The 16096-nt window shown below is 70.4% G+C and carries 17 protein-coding genes and 1 pseudogene; 15 read left to right on the forward strand and 3 right to left on the reverse strand.

Annotated elements, in window-relative coordinates; all coding sequences use genetic code 11:
- Positions 1-47 precede the first annotated feature (47 nt).
- Genes priA through ACVN90_RS06775 form a run of 3 tightly spaced genes read left to right on the forward strand, consistent with a single transcriptional unit; the run spans position 48 to position 3026 of the window.
- The gene (priA, locus tag ACVN90_RS06765) at positions 48-794 is read left to right on the forward strand and encodes a bifunctional 1-(5-phosphoribosyl)-5-((5-phosphoribosylamino)methylideneamino)imidazole-4-carboxamide isomerase/phosphoribosylanthranilate isomerase PriA (RefSeq protein ID WP_342000436.1); all 747 of its coding nucleotides are present in this window, start codon (positions 48-50) and stop codon (positions 792-794) included.
- Positions 778-1572, forward strand: a complete 795-nt coding sequence (locus ACVN90_RS06770; RefSeq protein WP_475101375.1) for an SseB family protein — start codon at positions 778-780, stop codon at positions 1570-1572. Before priA ends, ACVN90_RS06770 begins: the two co-directional genes overlap by 17 nt.
- Positions 1573-1631: 59 nt before the next feature.
- Entirely contained in the window at positions 1632-3026 is a 1395-nt protein-coding gene (locus tag ACVN90_RS06775) for a pyridoxal phosphate-dependent decarboxylase family protein (protein ID WP_475101376.1), read from the forward strand.
- 26 nt (positions 3027-3052) lie between these two features.
- Here the strand turns inward: ACVN90_RS06775 and ACVN90_RS06780 are convergent, their stop codons facing one another.
- Positions 3053-3469 (reverse strand): DUF1844 domain-containing protein, encoded by a 417-nt coding sequence (locus ACVN90_RS06780; protein ID WP_378903483.1) that lies wholly within the window; start codon positions 3467-3469, stop codon positions 3053-3055.
- A gap of 320 nt (positions 3470-3789) precedes the next feature.
- Here ACVN90_RS06780 and infC point away from each other — a divergent pair, with 320 nt between their 5' ends.
- From infC to ACVN90_RS06835, 11 genes are all read left to right on the forward strand, one after another.
- Positions 3790-4431 (forward strand): translation initiation factor IF-3, encoded by a 642-nt coding sequence (gene infC / locus ACVN90_RS06785; protein WP_475101377.1) that lies wholly within the window; start codon positions 3790-3792, stop codon positions 4429-4431.
- A gap of 71 nt (positions 4432-4502) precedes the next feature.
- On the forward strand, positions 4503-4697 hold the full coding sequence (rpmI, locus tag ACVN90_RS06790) for a 50S ribosomal protein L35 (protein WP_045297246.1): 195 nt from the start codon (positions 4503-4505) through the stop codon (positions 4695-4697).
- A 32-nt stretch (positions 4698-4729) separates the two neighbouring features.
- On the forward strand, positions 4730-5113 hold the full coding sequence (gene rplT, locus ACVN90_RS06795; RefSeq protein ID WP_045297244.1) for a 50S ribosomal protein L20: 384 nt from the start codon (positions 4730-4732) through the stop codon (positions 5111-5113).
- A 130-nt stretch (positions 5114-5243) separates the two neighbouring features.
- Positions 5244-6044, forward strand: coding sequence for a TrmH family RNA methyltransferase (locus tag ACVN90_RS06800; protein ID WP_475101378.1), 801 nt, complete (start codon positions 5244-5246; stop codon positions 6042-6044).
- 88 nt (positions 6045-6132) lie between these two features.
- A complete protein-coding gene (locus ACVN90_RS06805; RefSeq protein WP_475101379.1) occupies positions 6133-6930 on the forward strand; it encodes an amino acid ABC transporter ATP-binding protein in 798 nt (265 codons plus the stop codon).
- 80 nt (positions 6931-7010) lie between these two features.
- Positions 7011-7877: a glutamate ABC transporter substrate-binding protein gene (locus ACVN90_RS06810; protein ID WP_475101380.1), complete on the forward strand. Its 867-nt coding sequence runs from the start codon at positions 7011-7013 to the stop codon at positions 7875-7877.
- An 84-nt stretch (positions 7878-7961) separates the two neighbouring features.
- On the forward strand, positions 7962-8609 hold the full coding sequence (locus ACVN90_RS06815) for an amino acid ABC transporter permease (RefSeq protein WP_475101381.1): 648 nt from the start codon (positions 7962-7964) through the stop codon (positions 8607-8609).
- On the forward strand, positions 8606-9562 hold the full coding sequence (locus ACVN90_RS06820) for an ABC transporter permease subunit (protein ID WP_475101382.1): 957 nt from the start codon (positions 8606-8608) through the stop codon (positions 9560-9562). Before ACVN90_RS06815 ends, ACVN90_RS06820 begins: the two co-directional genes overlap by 4 nt.
- Before the next feature lie 54 nt (positions 9563-9616).
- On the forward strand, positions 9617-10666 hold the full coding sequence (gene pheS, locus ACVN90_RS06825) for a phenylalanine--tRNA ligase subunit alpha (protein ID WP_475101383.1): 1050 nt from the start codon (positions 9617-9619) through the stop codon (positions 10664-10666).
- On the forward strand, positions 10666-13200 hold the full coding sequence (pheT, locus tag ACVN90_RS06830; RefSeq protein WP_475101384.1) for a phenylalanine--tRNA ligase subunit beta: 2535 nt from the start codon (positions 10666-10668) through the stop codon (positions 13198-13200). Before pheS ends, pheT begins: the two co-directional genes overlap by 1 nt.
- Before the next feature lie 30 nt (positions 13201-13230).
- On the forward strand, positions 13231-13962 hold the full coding sequence (locus ACVN90_RS06835) for a dienelactone hydrolase family protein (protein WP_475101385.1): 732 nt from the start codon (positions 13231-13233) through the stop codon (positions 13960-13962).
- 56 nt (positions 13963-14018) lie between these two features.
- On the opposite strand, the gene ACVN90_RS06840 is transcribed toward ACVN90_RS06835, so the two are convergent.
- Together ACVN90_RS06840 and ACVN90_RS06845 are read right to left on the reverse strand one after the other, a co-directional pair.
- The gene (locus ACVN90_RS06840) at positions 14019-15191 is read right to left on the reverse strand and encodes an aminotransferase-like domain-containing protein (RefSeq protein WP_475102079.1); all 1173 of its coding nucleotides are present in this window, start codon (positions 15189-15191) and stop codon (positions 14019-14021) included.
- A pseudogene (locus ACVN90_RS06845) lies at positions 15182-15355 on the reverse strand (GntR family transcriptional regulator); the annotation flags it as partial. The pseudogene ACVN90_RS06845 and the gene ACVN90_RS06840, both read right to left, overlap by 10 nt.
- A gap of 147 nt (positions 15356-15502) precedes the next feature.
- Here ACVN90_RS06845 and ACVN90_RS06850 point away from each other — a divergent pair.
- A complete protein-coding gene (locus ACVN90_RS06850; RefSeq protein ID WP_475101386.1) occupies positions 15503-16066 on the forward strand; it encodes a dihydrofolate reductase family protein in 564 nt (187 codons plus the stop codon).
- Positions 16067-16096: the final 30 nt, after the last annotated feature.

Genomic DNA, 16096 nt, shown 5'->3' on the forward strand with positions numbered 1-16096 from the left:
GCTTGCGCGATCCGCCCCACAGCTTCCCCACGTCTGAGTCAGGATCCATGAACGATTTCGCGTCAACCCCCAAGCTCGTCCTCCTGCCCGCTGTCGATGTGGCCGACGGCAAGGCCGTCCGCCTGACGCAGGGCGAGGCCGGCACCGAGACGAGCTACGGCGATCCCGTCGACGCGGCGCTCGACTTCGCGCGGCAGGGCGCCGAGTGGATCCACCTCGTCGACCTCGATGCCGCCTTCGGTCGCGGCAGCAACGCCGGCGTGCTGCGCAAGGTCATCAAGCAGGTCCGCGGTGTTCAGGTGGAGCTTTCGGGCGGCATCCGCGACGACCGCACGCTCGAGGCTGCCCTCGAGAGCGGCGCGTCGCGCATCAACCTCGGCACCGCTGCGCTCGAGAACCCCGAGTGGGCCGCCGACGTCATCGGCCGCTACGGCGACGCCATCGCGGTCGGCCTCGACGTGCGCGGAACCACGCTCGCCGCACGCGGCTGGACGCGTGAGGGCGGCGACCTGTGGACGGTGCTCGACCGCCTCGAGTCGGCCGGATGCAGCCGCTACGTCGTCACCGACGTCACCAAGGACGGCACCCTCAAGGGCCCGAACCTCGACCTCCTGCGCGAGCTGACCACCCGCACTCCGAAGCCCATCGTCGCCTCGGGCGGCGTGTCGAGCCTCGACGACATCGCGGCGCTGCGCGACCTCGTCCCGCTCGGCGTCGAGGGCGCGATCGTGGGCAAGGCGCTGTACGCCGGCGCCTTCACGCTCGCCGAGGCGCTGGATGTCGCCGGACACTGACCCGCACGCCGCTCACCACGGCCATGCGCACGGCGGCGACTCCGCCGGCGTGCCGTGGGAGGGCCGCAGCTTCCAGGCGAATCCGCACTCCTCCGACGACGGCTCCGCCGATCCGGCGCTGCTGGCCGCGCTCACCGCGTTCCGCGCCGGCACCGGCGGGCAGCGCGAGGTCGTCGACGCGTACCGCTCCGCGCGCCTGCTGATCCCGCTCGTCGCCGAGAAGGGCGACCACGGCATCGGCGCGCACGGCCTCGAGGTCGACAAGACGCAGGAGCTCTCCATCGTCACGGTGGCGGCCCCCGACGGCCGTCGGGTCCTCCCGGTGTTCACGTCGGTCGACACGATGAGGCGGTGGGATGCTGCGGCTCGGCCGGTTCCGGCCGACGGCGTCCGCACCGCACTTTCGGCGGCCGCCGAAGACACCGACCTGATCGTGGTCGACCCGACGTCGGAGACGGAGTTCGTCATCCGCCGCCCGGCGGTCTGGGCGATCGGCCAGGCTCAGCCCTGGGAGCCGAGCTTCCTCTCGCCCGAGGTGTACGCGGGCCTGCAGGCGAGCATCGGCGGCGAGCTGTCGGTCATCGACCTCGCGGTGGAGGCCGGTGATCCCGACGCACGCCTGCGCGGGCCCGAGCTGGTCGTGCGCCTCCACCTCATGGACGGGCTCGAGAAGACCGAGCTCGACGCCGTGCTCGCCCGCCTCGCGAAGCGCTGGGCCGCCGACGACCGCATCGCCGTGCTCGTGGATTCTCTGACGGTCAAGCTCGTCCGCGCCTGACGCTCGAGCCCTTGCGGCTTTCGATCGGCCGGTGGATGATCGGCCGCGGAGGTGGCCGGGTGGAGCACGATGCGCGGGGTGAGTACGGATGGGCGCTCCACACGGCACACCGCCACGCGATGGCGTGGCTCGACTCGCTCGACGAGCGCCCGATTCGCCCCGAGCTCGGTGCCGACGCGATCCTCGACCGGTTCCCGGGCGAGCTGCCCGACGACGGCCGCGACGCGACCACTGTCGTGGAGGAGCTCGTGGCCGCCGCAGAGCCTGGTCTCATGGCGATGGGGTCCTCGCGGTTCTATGGTCTCGTGACCGGGGGTGCCTACCCCGCCGCGCTGGCGGCCGACTGGCTCGTGTCGGCATGGGACCAGAACACCGGGCCGCGTCAGGTCGCCGGGGCCACGGCAGCGGTCGAGGAGACCGCTGCGCGGTGGCTCCTCGATGTGCTCGGGCTCCCTCCCGACTGCGGAGTGGGCTTCTCGACCGGCGCGACGAACGCGAACCTGGCCTGCCTGATCGCCGCCCGCGATGCCGTTATCCGCGAACGCGGGGGCGATCCGGCTCTCGGACTGCACGACGCACCGCCGATCCGCTTCCTCGCGGGCGATGCGGTGCACACCTCGGTCGTGCTGGCGGGACGGATGTCGGGGCTGGGTGCACCCCGAACCGTCGGCGCGGACGCCGAGGGCAGAATCGACCTGGACGGGCTCGCGCGGGCGCTGCACGAGCACGGGGACGCTCCCGCGATCGTCGCCCTGCAGGCGGGTGACGTGCACTCGGGCGCCTTCGACGACTTCGTCGCGGCCGTGGAGGTGGCGCATCTGGCGGGCGCGTGGGTGCATGTCGACGGCGCGTTCGGCCTGTGGGCCGCCGCGAGCCCGCGGTCGCGGCACCTGGTGGAAGGGCTCGCGCACGCGGACTCGTGGGCGACCGACGCCCACAAGACGCTGAACGTGCCCTACGACTGCGGGATCGCCGTCGTCCGCGACGAGGCGGCGATGACCGCGGCCCTCGGCGCGCACGCGGCCTACCTCCCGGAGATGGCCGGCGTCGCCGACCCGTACGACCACGTCACGGAGATGTCACGCCGCGCGCGCGGGGTTCCGGTGTGGGCGGCCCTGCGTTTCCTGGGCCGGAACGGCGTCGCGGGTCTGGTCGATGGGCTGACGGATGCTGCCACCGCCCTCGCCGCGGGCTTCGAGGCGGTCCCCGGTCTCGAGGTGCTCAACGAGGTGGTGTTCACGCAGGTGTGCCTCGCAGCGCGAGACGATGCGTCGACCGCGGCCTTGGGGGAGTGGCTTCGCGCGGAGGGCACGGCGTGGGCCTCGTCCTCGACGTGGCATGGGCGCACGGTGGTGCGTTTCTCTGTGAGCAACCGCGGCACGGATGACGAGGCCGTGCGCCGCACGATCGACGCCGTCGCGCGCGGCTCCGCCGCGCTCGGAATCGACGGTTAGGCCGGCCGCGCCTCAGGGGCGGCGGGTCAGGTGACCGGGCCGGTCCACTTCTCGCCGGGGCCCTTGCCGATCGGGTCGGGGATGACCGAGGCCTCGCGGAACGCGAGCTGAACGGACCGCAGCCCGTCGCGCAGCGACCGGGCGTGCATGTCGCTGATCTCGGGGGCGCCGGCGGTGATGAGCCCGGCCAGGGCGTTGATGAGCTTGCGGGCCTCGTCGAGGTCGGTCTGCGTCGCGGGGTCGTCGGCCAGCCCCACCTTCACGGCGGCGGCGCTCATCAGGTGCACGGCGGCCGTGGTGATGACCTCGACGGCCGGCACATCGGCGATGTCGCGCGAGGCGGAGGCGGCCGCTCGCTCCTGTTCCTCCCAGCGCGCCTGACGCTCAGCATCCACTGCCGTCGTGCTCGTCGGATCGCCGTCCTGGTCTCGAATCGTGTCCACGCCGTTCTCTCTGATAGACTGCTGCGGTCTCCGGTGCGTTCTGCACCGGATCGGAAAGTGGATCACATCCCACCCGCGCTTGCCGTTCCAGGCTACCGGGTCATGCACTCCGCCCCGACCGTTCTGCGGCCGGGGTAGCCGTCCGGGCGACCGGGCGGGAACTCCATCACCGGAGAGGGTGCAGGAAGTCGGCGCTCGAAGCGTCTGACGGGTGGAGTGGATCTTCCTCCGCCCGCGATACGACAGTGTGTCGCGGTGGTCCAGCCCATATACCCAAGGAGTTCCGCATCAGCGATCCCCGCACCAACGACCGCATCCGGGTGCCCGAGGTCCGCCTCGTCGGCCCGAACGGAGAGCAGGTCGGCGTCGTCCGCATCGAGGTGGCGCTGCGCCTGGCTCAGGAGGCCGACCTCGATCTCGTCGAGGTGGCCCCGAACTCGAAGCCGCCCGTGGTCAAGATCATGGACTACGGCAAGTTCAAGTACGAGGCTGCGCAGAAGGCCAAGGAAGCGCGTCGCAATCAGGCGAACACCGTCCTCAAGGAGGTCCGGTTCCGTCTGAAGATCGAGGCCCACGACTACATCACCAAGCTCAAGCGCGCCGAGGGCTTCCTCCAGTCCGGCGACAAGGTCAAGGCGATGATCCTGTTCCGCGGTCGCGAGCAGTCGCGTCCCGAGCAGGGTGTGCGTCTGCTCCGCAAGTTCGCGGAGGACGTCGCCGAGTTCGGCACGGTCGAATCGAACCCCACGATCGACGGCCGCAACATGGTGATGGTGGTCGCACCGCACAAGAACAAGTCCGAGGTGAAGACCGAGCAGAACGCTCAGCGCGCCGCGAACAAGGAAGCTGCCCGCTCCGCCCGCAGCGGCGGCGCGACGCCGGCCGGCGATGCGCCTGCAGCGGCCGAGGCCCCCGCGGCCGACGCCCCGGCCGCCGCCTCCGAGGCAGCCACGGCCGAGTAAGGCCCCACAGACTCCCGCACCGCGGGATACCGACTCCCGCCTGGGCGGGAAGTGAAACGAAGGAAGAAGAGATGCCGAAGCAGAAGACCCACTCGGGCGCCAAGAAGCGCTTCAAGGTCACCGGCAGCGGGAAGCTCATGAAGCAGCAGGCGAACCTCCGCCACAACTTCGAGGGCAAGCCCAGCCGCCGCACCCGCCGCCTGTCGCAGGAGCAGGTCCTCGCCCCGGGCGACGCCAAGGTCGCGAAGAAGCTCCTCGGCCGCTGACGCGCGCCGACGCAAGTTAGGAACATCAAGAAATGGCTAGAGTCAAGCGGGCCGTCAACGCCCACAAGAAGCGTCGCGTCATCCTCGAGCGCGCCTCGGGTTACCGTGGCCAGCGTTCGCGTCTGTACCGCAAGGCGAAGGAGCAGGTCACCCACTCGCTCGTCTACGCGTACCGCGACCGTCGCAAGCGCAAGGGCGACTTCCGCCGCCTGTGGATCCAGCGCATCAACGCCGCTGCCCGTCAGAACGGCATCACGTACAACCGCTTCATCCAGGGCCTCGGCCTCGCGGGTGTGCAGGTCGACCGCCGCATGCTCGCCGAGCTCGCGGTGAACGAGCCCAAGACGTTCGCGTCGCTCGTCCAGACCGCCAAGAAGGCGCTGCCCGAGAACGTCAACGCTCCGAAGAGCGCCTGACCGCGGCATCCGTAGTCTCGAAAGAGGCGTCCTCCTCGCGGAGGGCGCCTCTTTCGCATTCCCGCGGCGCGCAGCAGGCCGCGAGAAACGCATTCCGATATGGGGATGCCGCGACTCTAGACTGAGAGCCGTGCTCGAGAACCCTCGCTCTCCGCGTGTCCGCGCCGTCGCGAAGCTGACGAAGCGCAGCGCCCGTCAGGAGACCGGGCTGTTCCTTCTGGAGGGTCCGCAGGCCGCGCGGGAAGCGCTGGCGTACCGGCCCGACACCCTCGTCGAGATCTTCGCCACGCCCACCGCGCTCGAGAAGCACACCGACGTGCGCGACGCCGCGAAGGACGCCGGGCTCGAGATCGTCTACACGACCGAGGCGGTGCTCGACGCCATGGCCGACACCGTGACGCCCCAGGGGATCGTCGCGGTCGCCCGTCAGTCGCCCACGTCGCTGCGCGACGTCTTCGCCGCCTCTCCGCGACTCGTCGCGATCTGCGAAGAGGTGCGGGACCCCGGCAACCTCGGCACCATCATCCGCGCCGCCGACGCCGCCGGAGCCGACGCCGTGGTCCTCACCGGGCGCACGGTCGACCCGTACAACCCCAAGGTCGTGCGAGCGACCACCGGATCCCTGTTCCACGTGCCGGTCGCGGTCGGCGTCGATCTCGCCACAGCTGTCGAGAAGGCGCGCGAGGCCCGCGTCCGGGTCATCGCCGCCGATGTCGGGGGAGGGGACTTCCTCGCGTCGCGCGACGTGCTCGCCGAGCCCACGGCGTGGCTCTTCGGCAACGAGGCGCGGGGTCTCGAGGAGGACGCGCTCGCACTGGCCGACCTTTCGCTGCGGCTTCCCATCTACGGTGCGGCCGAGTCGCTGAACCTGGCGACCGCGGCCAGCGTGTGTCTGTACGAGACCGCTTTCGCGCAGCGCGCCGCGCGCTGAACCGCGTTCATTCCCACCCTGTTACGGATCGGTAAAGACGCCGCAACCCTCTGGCCGAGGGTCGACGCGCACCCCTAGTGTGAAGGGCATGGCGACACCTGATGCACCGGCAGCGGCGCCGCGCACTTCGAACATCAACGTCCGTCGCGGCGAGCCGCTCGTGGTCGTCGACCACGTCGACAAGCACTTCGGCGACCTCCATGTCCTGAGGGACATCAACACCGTGGTCAACCGCGGCGAGGTCGTGGTCGTGATCGGGCCGTCCGGCTCGGGCAAGTCGACGCTCTGTCGCGCGATCAACCGGCTCGAGACGATCGACTCCGGCAGGATCACGATCGACGGCGTGCCCCTTCCCGAAGAGGGCAAAGCGCTCGCCAAGCTGCGCGCCGACGTAGGCATGGTCTTCCAGTCGTTCAACCTCTTCGCGCACAAGACGGTGCTCGAGAACGTGACGCTGGGCCCCACGCGCGTGCGCGGCATCAAGAAGAAGGAAGCCGACGAGAAGGCCATGCAGCTTCTCGACCGCGTCGGCGTGGCCAACCAGGCAAGCAAGATGCCGAACCAGCTCTCCGGCGGGCAGCAGCAGCGTGTCGCGATCGCGCGGTCGCTCGCGATGAACCCGAAGCTCATCCTCATGGACGAGCCGACGAGCGCCCTCGATCCCGAGATGATCAACGAGGTCCTCGATGTGATGATCGGCCTCGCGCAGGAGGGCATGACGATGATCGTCGTCACCCACGAGATGGGCTTCGCCCGCAAGGCGGCCGACCGCGTGCTGTTCATGGCCGACGGCGCGATCGTCGAAGAGGCGACGCCCGACCAGTTCTTCACGAACCCGCAGAGCGACCGGGCGAAGGACTTCCTCTCCAAGATCCTCGAGCACTGACACAGACTCCCGCCGTCCCCCAACGGCCGGGATCCGAGAGGACCGTCACAAACGGTCCGCACACAGCAAAGGACGAAGACATGAAGCGAATGCGACTTCCTTTGATCGCCCTCGCGGCGGCAGGGGCGCTCGCGCTGTCGGCGTGCGCCGGCGGCGGGACGCCGGGCGCCGAAGACACGGCGACGCCCGAGCCCGAGCCCACGTTCGAGGCGGGCACCACGATGGCCGAGTTGGCTGAGGCCGGCTCGATCACGATCGGCACGAAGTTCGACCAGCCCCTCTTCGGCCTCAACGGCCCCAACGGGCCGGAGGGCTTCGACGTCGAGATCGGCAAGATCATCGCGTCCGAGCTCGGCATCGCCGAGGAGGACATCGAGTGGAAGGAGGCCGTGTCGGCCAACCGCGAGCCGTTCATCCAGAACGGTGAGGTCGACATCGTCATCGCCACCTACACGATCAACGACAAGCGCAAGGAGGTCGTCTCCTTCGCCGGTCCGTACTACATGGCGGGTCAGTCGATCCTGGTGCTCGCCGACAACGACGACATCGAGAGCGAAGACGACCTCGTCGGCCAGCCGGTCTGCTCGGTGACGGGTTCGACCCCGGCGGCGAAGCTCGCCGAGATCGGCGCCGAGCCGGTGCTCACCGACACGTACTCGAACTGCCTCGAGCCGCTGCGCAGCGGTGCCGTCGTCGCGGTGTCGACCGACAACGTGATCCTTGCGGGCCTCGCGGCCCAGAACGAGGGCGAGTTCAAGGTCGTCGGCGAGCCGTTCACCGAGGAGCCCTACGGTATCGGCCTCGCGCTCGACGACACCGACTTCCGCATGTGGATCAACGACGTGCTGGAGGAGTCGTACGAGGACGGCCGCTACGAAGAGGCGTGGAACGCGACGGCCGGAACGGTCCTGCCGTTCGTCGACCCGCCCGCTCCCGACCGCTACTGATCGAAGGCGGATGCCTCGGGCCGGCCGCACGCGCCGGCCCGAGGCATCCGCTCCCCGTCTGATCACGTTCCCGAAAAGAGACGCATGGAGCAGCTCTGGTCGCTGATGCCGACCTTCCTCGAAGGCTTCCGCGTGACGCTCATCCTTCTCGCGGTGTCGGGCGTGTGCGCGCTCATCCTGGGCACGCTCATCGCGGCGATGCGCATCTCCCCGGTCGGGGCGCTGCGCGTCTTCGCCGCCTTCTGGACGGAGATCGCGCGGAACACCCCGCTGACGCTGGTCTTCATCTTCACGGCGTTCGTGATGCCCATGCTCGGCGTCCGGCTGCCCTACCTCCTCCTGGCGTTCATCGCACTCACCTACTACACGTCGCCGTTCGTCGCGGAGGCGCTGCGATCGGGCATCAACGGCGTCCCCGTCGGTCAGGCCGAGGCCGCGCGCAGCATCGGACTCGGCTTCGGGCAGACGGTCTCGCTGGTCGTCCTGCCGCAGGCGTTCCGCATGACGATCCCGCCGCTCATCAACGTCTTCATCGCCCTCACCAAGAACACGTCGGTGGCCGGCGGATTCTTCGTGGTCGAGCTGTTCGCGACGACGCGCCAGCTCGCCAACGACAACGGGAACATCGTGATCCAGATCCTCCTGACCGCGGCCGCCCTGTATCTCGTGATCACCGTGCCGCTCGGCTTCCTGGCGGGGCGGCTCGAGAAGCGTTGGGTGGTGCGGCGATGACCGGCTCGAGCGTTCTCTTCGACGCCCCCGGCCCTCGGGCGCGCCGGCTGTCGCTGATCATCTCGATCGTCGCGGTCCTTCTGATCCTCGCCGGAGCGGCGTGGGTGATCATGACGCTCGCGGCGCCGCGCACGTCGGGTGGCATCAACCTCCCCGGCATGTTCGACGGGTCGCGGTGGGACATCTTCACCGATCCCGCCGTGTGGGGATTCATCGCCGAGGGCATCGTGGCGACGCTGCAGGCCGCCGCGGTGGCTGCCGTCGGCGCGATCGCGCTCGGAATCCTGCTGTCGCTGCTGCGCAGCTCGCTCATTCCGTGGGTGCGCATCCCGACGGCCTGGGTGATCGAGTTCTTCCGCGGCATGCCGGTCCTGCTGATGATGCTGTTCATCCTGCTCGTCGCATCCACGGGCGCCTTCTGGGCCGTCGTCATCGCGCTCATCCTGTACAACGGCACGCTGATCGGCGAGATCCTGCGCGCCGGTCTGGCCGCACTGCCGAAGGGCCAGCGTGAGGCCGCGCTCAGCGTGGGCATGCGCGAGTTCCAGTCGAAGATGCTCGTGGAGTTCCCGCAGGCGTTCCGGCAGATGCTGCCGATCATCGTCGCGCAGTTGGTCGTGCTCCTGAAGGACACCTCCCTCGGCTACATCGTCGGCTACAACGAGATCATCCGGAACAACATCAACAACCTGGGCAGCTTCTACGGCAACCGGTACCTGTTCTCGCTGTTCGTCGTCACGCTCGCGATCTACCTGACGATCAACCTGCTGCTGTCGTGGTTCGCCCGGTGGCTCGCACGCCGCACGGCCAGCGGCGGCCGCAAGGGCGGGCGTGGGAAGGGCGTCGATCCGATGAATCCGGCCACTCTGCTCGAGGTGGAGGCGACCGCGGATCGGGCCGATCAGCTCGCCGCGAACCGTGGCCTCGGCAAGCACGACGGCACCGCCCAGTAACGCGGATCCGTTGCCGGGAGGGTCGGTCGTCTGCCGTCGGTAGACTCGTCTCTCGTGTCCGACGCTCCCGAAACCACCGAGATCACGCCTGAGGCGGTGAACGCCGCCGTCGACGCCGCCCTCGTGGCCATCGCGGCCGCGGGCGACACCGCAGCGCTGAAGGCCGCCCGCTCCGCGCACTCCGCCGAAGGCTCGCCGCTGGCGAAGCTCAACGCGCGGCTGCGTGACGTGCCGAACGAGAAGAAGGCCGAGTTCGGCAAGCTCGTCGGCCAGGCGCGCGGACGCGTGAACCAGGCGTTCGCCGCCCGCGAGGAAGAGGTGGCCGCCGCCGAGACCGCCGCCAAGCTCGAGGCCGAGCGCGTGGACATCACTGCGCTCGCGGCTCGTGCGCGCGTCGGGGCGCGGCATCCGATCTCCCTCCTCCAGGAGCAGATCGCCGACATCTTCGTCGGGATGGGCTGGGAGATCGCAGAGGGTCCCGAGCTCGAGCACGAGTGGTTCAACTTCGATGCCCTGAACTTCGACGTCGACCACCCCGCGCGTCAGATGCAGGACACGTTCTTCGTCGACCCGGTGGAGCGCCATCTCGTGATGCGCACCCACACGAGCCCGGTCCAGGTGCGCTCGATGCTCGAGCGCGACCTGCCGCTGTACGTTCTGTGCCCGGGCCGCGTGTACCGCACCGACGAGTTCGACGCGACGCACCTGCCGGTCTTCACCCAGTTCGAGGGCATCGTCGTCGACAAGGGCATCACGATGGCCCATCTCAAGGGCACGCTCGACCACGCTGCGAAGGTGCTGTTCGGCGCCGAGGCGAAGACCCGCTTCCGTGCGAACTTCTTCCCCTTCACCGAGCCGTCGGCCGAGCTCGACCTGTGGCACCCGACTTTCAAGGGCGGCGCCCGATGGATCGAGTGGGGTGGCTGCGGCATGATCAACCCGAATGTGCTGCGCGCGGCGGGGATCGACCCGGAGGAGTACTCGGGCTTCGCGTTCGGTATGGGCATCGAGCGCACGCTCATGTTCCGCAGCGATGTCCAGGACATGCGCGACATGGCCGAGGGCGATGTCCGTTTCAGCGAGCAGTTCGGAATGGTGGTCTGATGCGCGTCCCGCTCTCATGGCTTCGTGAGTACGTCGACGTCCCGACGGATGCTGCGCCCGAGGACGTCCTCGCCGCGCTCGTGCGCGTCGGGTTCGAAGAGGAGGACATCCACCACTTCGACCTGCAGGGTCCGATCGTCGTGGGCGAGGTCCTCGAGTTCGTCGAAGAGCCGCAGTCCAACGGCAAGACGATCCGCTGGTGCCAGGTGCGCGTCGCGCCCGATGGCGAGACCGCCGCGGACGGGGGCGACGCCGTGCACGGCGTCGTCTGCGGTGCGCGCAACTTCTTCGTCGGCGACAAGGTCGTGGTGACTCTGCCCGGCGCGGTGCTGCCCGGCCCGTTCCCGATCGCCGCGCGCAAGACCTACGGCCATGTGTCGGACGGCATGATCGCGTCCGCCCGTGAGCTGGGTCTCGGCGACGAGCACAACGGCATCCTGCGTCTGGTCGAGCTCGGCATCGACGCGCCTGTCGGCACCGACGCCATCTCCCTCCTCGGTCTCGACGACGTCGCCGTCGAGATCAACGTGACGCCCGACCGCGGCTACGCGCTGTCGATCCGAGGTGTCGCGCGCGAATACTCGCACTCGACCGGCGCGGCGTTCCGCGACCCGGCTGATCGCGCGTGGGAAGACATCGCGCCGGGCGCGGGCTTCCCGGTCAGCGCCGACGACCTCGCGCCGATCCGCGGCCGCGCCGGCGTCACCGAGTTCGTGGCGCGCGTCGTGCGCGATGTCGACCCCACCAAGCCGACCCCGGCGTGGATGATCGCCCGCCTGTCGCTCGCGGGCATCCGCTCGCTCGGCATCCTGATCGACATCACCAACTACGTGATGCTCGAGCTCGGCCAGCCGAGCCACGGCTACGACCTCGACAAGCTGCAGGGCGGCATCACGGTCCGTCGTGCGACCCCCGGTGAGAAGCTCGAGACCCTCGACGGCAAGGTCCGCACGCTCGACCCCGAGGACCTCCTGATCACCGACGAGTCCGGTCCCATCGGCCTCGCCGGCGTCATGGGCGGTGGCACGACCGAGATGGGTGACGCGACCCGCAACGTGCTCATCGAGGCCGCCACGTTCGACACCGTGTCGATCGCGCGCACGGCCCGCCGCCACAAGCTGCCGAGCGAGGCATCCCGTCGCTTCGAGCGCGGTGTCGACCCGCTCGTGCCGTTCGTCGCCGCGCGTCGCGTCGCCGATCTCATGGTCGAGTACGCCGGCGGCACCAGCGACGACGCGTACGGCGCGGCCCTGTTCGCCGAGGTCTTCATTCCCGGCATCGAGCTGCCGCCGACGTTCGTGCAGCGCCTCATCGGCGTCGACTACACGCCTGGGCAGATCGAGGCCGCGCTGCGGCTCATCGGCTGCGAGGTCGTCGGCGCCGAGGGCGGTGAAGGGTGGCAGGTCATCCCGCCGTCGTGGCGTCCCGACCTCACCGACAAGTGGACGCTCGCCGAGGAGGTCGCCCGTATCGAGGGCTACGACCGCATCCCGTCGGTGCTGCCGCTGCCGCCGTCGGGCCGCGGCCTCACGGCCGCGCAGCAGGGCCGCCGTCGCGTGGCGAACGCGCTCTCCGCCGCCGGATTCGTCGAGACCCCCTCGTTCGGGTTCACCACCGAGGAGCAGAACGACCTCCACGGCTCGGCGTCCGGTGGGCATCTGCCGAGCGTGAAGCTCGCGAACCCCCTCGACGGACAGGCGCCGTTCCTGCGCCGCTCGCTCGTCCCCGGCCTTCTGCAGGTCGCCCACCGCAACGTCTCGCGGGGCTTGACCGATCTCACGCTGTTCGAGACCGGCGTCGTGTTCCTCCCGAAGCCGGGTGCGCAGTACGGCACGTCGTTCGTGCCGCCGCTGGCCGTGCGACCGGATGCGGCGACCCTGGCCGAGCTCGACGCCTCGATCCCGCCCCAGCACCGCCACGTCGCCGTGCTGCTCACGGGCAGCCTCGTCGCGAAGCAGCCCGGTGTCGCTCCGGTGACGGCGGAACTCGCCGACGCGCTCGACGCGGTCCGCACGATCGCGGCAGCGGCGGGCGTCACGATCGACGTCGCACAGGGTCAGCGCGCCGCGCTGCACCCCGGACGCACCGGCGCTCTCTCGGTCGACGGCACCGAGGTCGGCTACGTCGGCGAACTGCTTCCGGCCGTGGCCGAGGCATCCGATCTTCCGGGTCGCGTCATCGTCGCCGAACTCGATCTCGACCTCGTGCTGTCGCTCGCGGGCGAGAAGGTCGTCGCGGCGTCGCTGTCGGGGTTCCCGGCCGCGACCCAGGACGTGTCGCTCGTCCTCGGCGCCGACGTTCCGGCGGCGGAGGTCCGCGCCGCGCTCGTCGCGGGGGCGGGGGAGCTGCTCGAGTCGGTGCGCCTCGTCGACGACTACCGCGGCCAGGGCGTGCCCGAGGGCGAGAAGAGCCTCACGTTCGCGCTGCGCTTCCGTGCCCACGACCGCACGCTCACGGCGGCCGAGGCGACCGAGGCGAAACTGGCGGGTGTGGCCGTCGCGACCGAGCGTTTCGCGGCGACGCTGCGCGAGTAGCATCCGTATCGGAGGGGCACCATGTCAGAGATGACCGCGATTCCGATCGCCGATGGCGAGGTGCTCGACGTGTACGTCGCCCACCCCGCGGGCGATCCGATCGGCGGACTCGTGCTCATCCACGAGATCTGGGGTCTGGTCGGCCACATCACGGACGTGGCCGATCGCTTCGCCGCCGAGGGATGGCTGGTCGCGGCGCCCGACATCCTGAGCCATGGCGGAGTCGCACCGGCCCTGGGCGCGGAACTCTTCGCGCTGATGAACAGCGACGACGAGGAGGCCCGCACCGCCGCGCAACCGCGCATGCGCGAGGCGATGTCGGGCATGCGGGCGCCCGAGTACGCCGGCTGGGCGGTCGGCGCACTTCGCGCGACGGTCGACTGGCTCGCCGGGCAGCCCGGGGTCGACGACCGGATCGCCGCGACCGGCTTCTGCTTCGGCGGCACCTACGCGTTCCTCCTCGCCACGCACGACGATCGCGTGCGCGCCGTCGCGCCGTTCTACGGCACGGCGCCGTCGGCCGACCTCATCACCGACATCGCCGCGCCGGTGCTGGCGATCTACGGGCAGCACGACCCCGCGCTCGTCGACGCGCTCCCGGCGGTGACCGAGGCCATGGCCGAGGCGGGTGTCGACTTCGAGGCCGTCGTGTACCCCGACTCGGCGCACGCGTTCTTCAACGACACCGGCCGCCGCTACAACCCGACCGACGCGGCCGACGCGTGGCGGCGCGTCACGGCATTCCTCCGCGACCGCGTCTGACGGTCCACTGTCGGCGGATGCCGGATGCTGCGGCCCGACGCACCGGGCCTCGCGATCTAGTCTCGAACCGTCGCTGCGATGGCGTCGCGCAACAGGGGGAGCGCTTCGCGCACGCCCTCGTCGTCGATGTCGCCGAAGCCGATCACGAGCGACGGCGGGAGGTCACCGCGATCACGTGTGAACGACGTGAGACCGATCACCCGCACCCCGCGATCCGCGGCCGCCGTCACCACAGCCGACTCGTCCGCGGCGGCGGGCAGTTCGAGCACGCCGTGGAATCCCGCTGACACGCCCGTGAGTGCGAGCCCCGCGCCCAGGCGGCCGAGCGTGTCGAGGACGATCTCGCGCCGGGCGGCGTACGCGGCGCGCATCGCCCTCACGTGCTTGTCGTGGCGTCCGGAGTCGAGCAGAGCCGCGAACGCGAGCTCGCCGAGCACCGGGCCGCCTCGATCGGCGGTGCGGCGACGCGCGGCGAGCACGTCGATCAGCGCGCCCGGCGCGGCAATCCACGCGGTGCGCACCGCTGGTGCGTGACTCTTGCTGGCCGACCCGACGAGCACGACCCGCTCGGGGGCGAGACCCTGCAGCGCCCCGATCGGCTGCCGGTCGTACCGGAACTCCGAGTCGTAGTCGTCCTCGATGATCCATCCGCCGGTTCGCACCGCCCACTCGACGAGTTCGCGACGACGCGAGGCCGAGAGCACGACGCCCGTCGGCGACTGGTGTGCGGGCGTCACGAGGACAGCCTGCGCCTGCGCCGGCTCGAGCAGCTCGACACGGATGCCGTGCGAATCGACGGGGATGGGCGTCAGGCCGACGCCCGCCGCGCGAGCCACGGCGTCGATCCCTCGGTCACCGGGGTCCTCCACCGCGAGCAGGCGCACTCCGCGTTCGGCGAGTGCCGGCAGGAGCAGGGTGAGCGCCTGAGCGAACCCTGAGCACAGCACGACGCGGTCGGGATCGGTGTCGGTCGCGCGCACCCTGCGCAGGTGATCCGCGATCGCCGCGCGCGCTCGTGGGTGGCCCCGCCCGTCACCGTAGTCGACGTCCGCACCGCCGATGCTCCGCGCGGCCTCGGCGTGCGCCCACGCCCAGTCACCGGCGGGGAAGCGGCGCAGATCGGGAACGCCCGGTCGAAGATCCAGCCGCGGCGACGCGCCGGCGCCGACCTTCGGGGCGAGGCGGTGAGCGCCGTCGCTCCGGGCGCCACGCGAGTGCGGCCGCCCGATTGCGCGACGAGGTACCCCTCGGCGGCGAGCTGCTCGTAGACGTCGACCACGGTTCCTCGTGCGACGCCCAGCTCGACCGCGAGCTCGCGCGTCGCAGGCAGGGTGTCGCCGGGACGCATCACACCGGCGCGGACCGCGTCACGCAGCGCGGCCTGCATCCGCATTCCGAATCTGGCGCCGCGGGGAACGGCCAACGCGAGGACCAGGTCCGAAGTGGTCCATTTCTGTGCCACGGAACTGGACCATATCACTGGTCCGTTACCGCCGTACGCTCCTCGTGTCGGAGCGTCCGATCACGGAAGGAGCCGCTCATGGGTTCGACGGTGCTGTACGTCACGGTCTCGGTCGACGGATTCGCGACGGGGCCGGGCGACGATCTCTCGCGGCTGCACCGCTGGATGGACGACGCCGACGGGGCCGACCCCGATCCGGCGGCGGTGGAGCTGATCGACCGCTTCCGGCGGGCGGGAGCGGTCATCTTCGGACGGCGCACGTGGAACGCCGGTCAGGAGCCGTGGGGTGACGACGACGTGTTCTCGAGCCCGGTCTTCGTGCTCACCCATGAGCGGCGCCCGCCGGCGACGAAGAACGGGACGGTCTTCACCTTCGTGTCGGAAGGTCCCGTGGAGGCCCTCGCCCAGGCGCAGCGGGCCGCCGGCGAGCGCGACGTGGTGATCATGGGCAGTCCCCACGTCGCGCAGCAATTCCTCCGCGAAGGGCTCGTCGACGAGATCCTGCTGCATGTCGTGCCGGTCCTGCTGGGACGCGGCATCCGTCTGTTCGCCGAGCTCCCGGCGCCGCGGGAGCTGGAGCTGCGGTCGTGGCGGCGCGGGCGCGACGTCGCAGGAGTCGGGTTCGCTGTGGTCTCCGGCTGATCCGCTCTGCCAACGGCGGAGAACGGATGC

This window comes from Microbacterium sp. F01, from assembly GCF_056156365.1.

Bases quoted from the DNA above. Each gene is read 5' to 3' on its own strand.
- priA (WP_342000436.1), top strand. From the start codon at position 48: ATGAACGATTTCGCGTCAACCCCCAAGCTCGTCCTCCTGCCCGCTGTC.
- ACVN90_RS06770 (WP_475101375.1), top strand. From the start codon at position 778: ATGTCGCCGGACACTGACCCGCACGCCGCTCACCACGGCCATGCGCAC.
- rpmI (WP_045297246.1), top strand. From the start codon at position 4,503: ATGCCGAAGCAGAAGACCCACTCGGGCGCCAAGAAGCGCTTCAAGGTC.
- rplT (WP_045297244.1), top strand. From the start codon at position 4,730: ATGGCTAGAGTCAAGCGGGCCGTCAACGCCCACAAGAAGCGTCGCGTC.
- ACVN90_RS06805 (WP_475101379.1), top strand. From the start codon at position 6,133: ATGGCGACACCTGATGCACCGGCAGCGGCGCCGCGCACTTCGAACATC.
- ACVN90_RS06810 (WP_475101380.1), top strand. From the start codon at position 7,011: ATGAAGCGAATGCGACTTCCTTTGATCGCCCTCGCGGCGGCAGGGGCG.
- ACVN90_RS06815 (WP_475101381.1), top strand. From the start codon at position 7,962: ATGGAGCAGCTCTGGTCGCTGATGCCGACCTTCCTCGAAGGCTTCCGC.
- ACVN90_RS06820 (WP_475101382.1), top strand. From the start codon at position 8,606: ATGACCGGCTCGAGCGTTCTCTTCGACGCCCCCGGCCCTCGGGCGCGC.
- pheT (WP_475101384.1), top strand. From the start codon at position 10,666: ATGCGCGTCCCGCTCTCATGGCTTCGTGAGTACGTCGACGTCCCGACG.
- ACVN90_RS06835 (WP_475101385.1), top strand. From the start codon at position 13,231: ATGACCGCGATTCCGATCGCCGATGGCGAGGTGCTCGACGTGTACGTC.
- ACVN90_RS06850 (WP_475101386.1), top strand. From the start codon at position 15,503: ATGGGTTCGACGGTGCTGTACGTCACGGTCTCGGTCGACGGATTCGCG.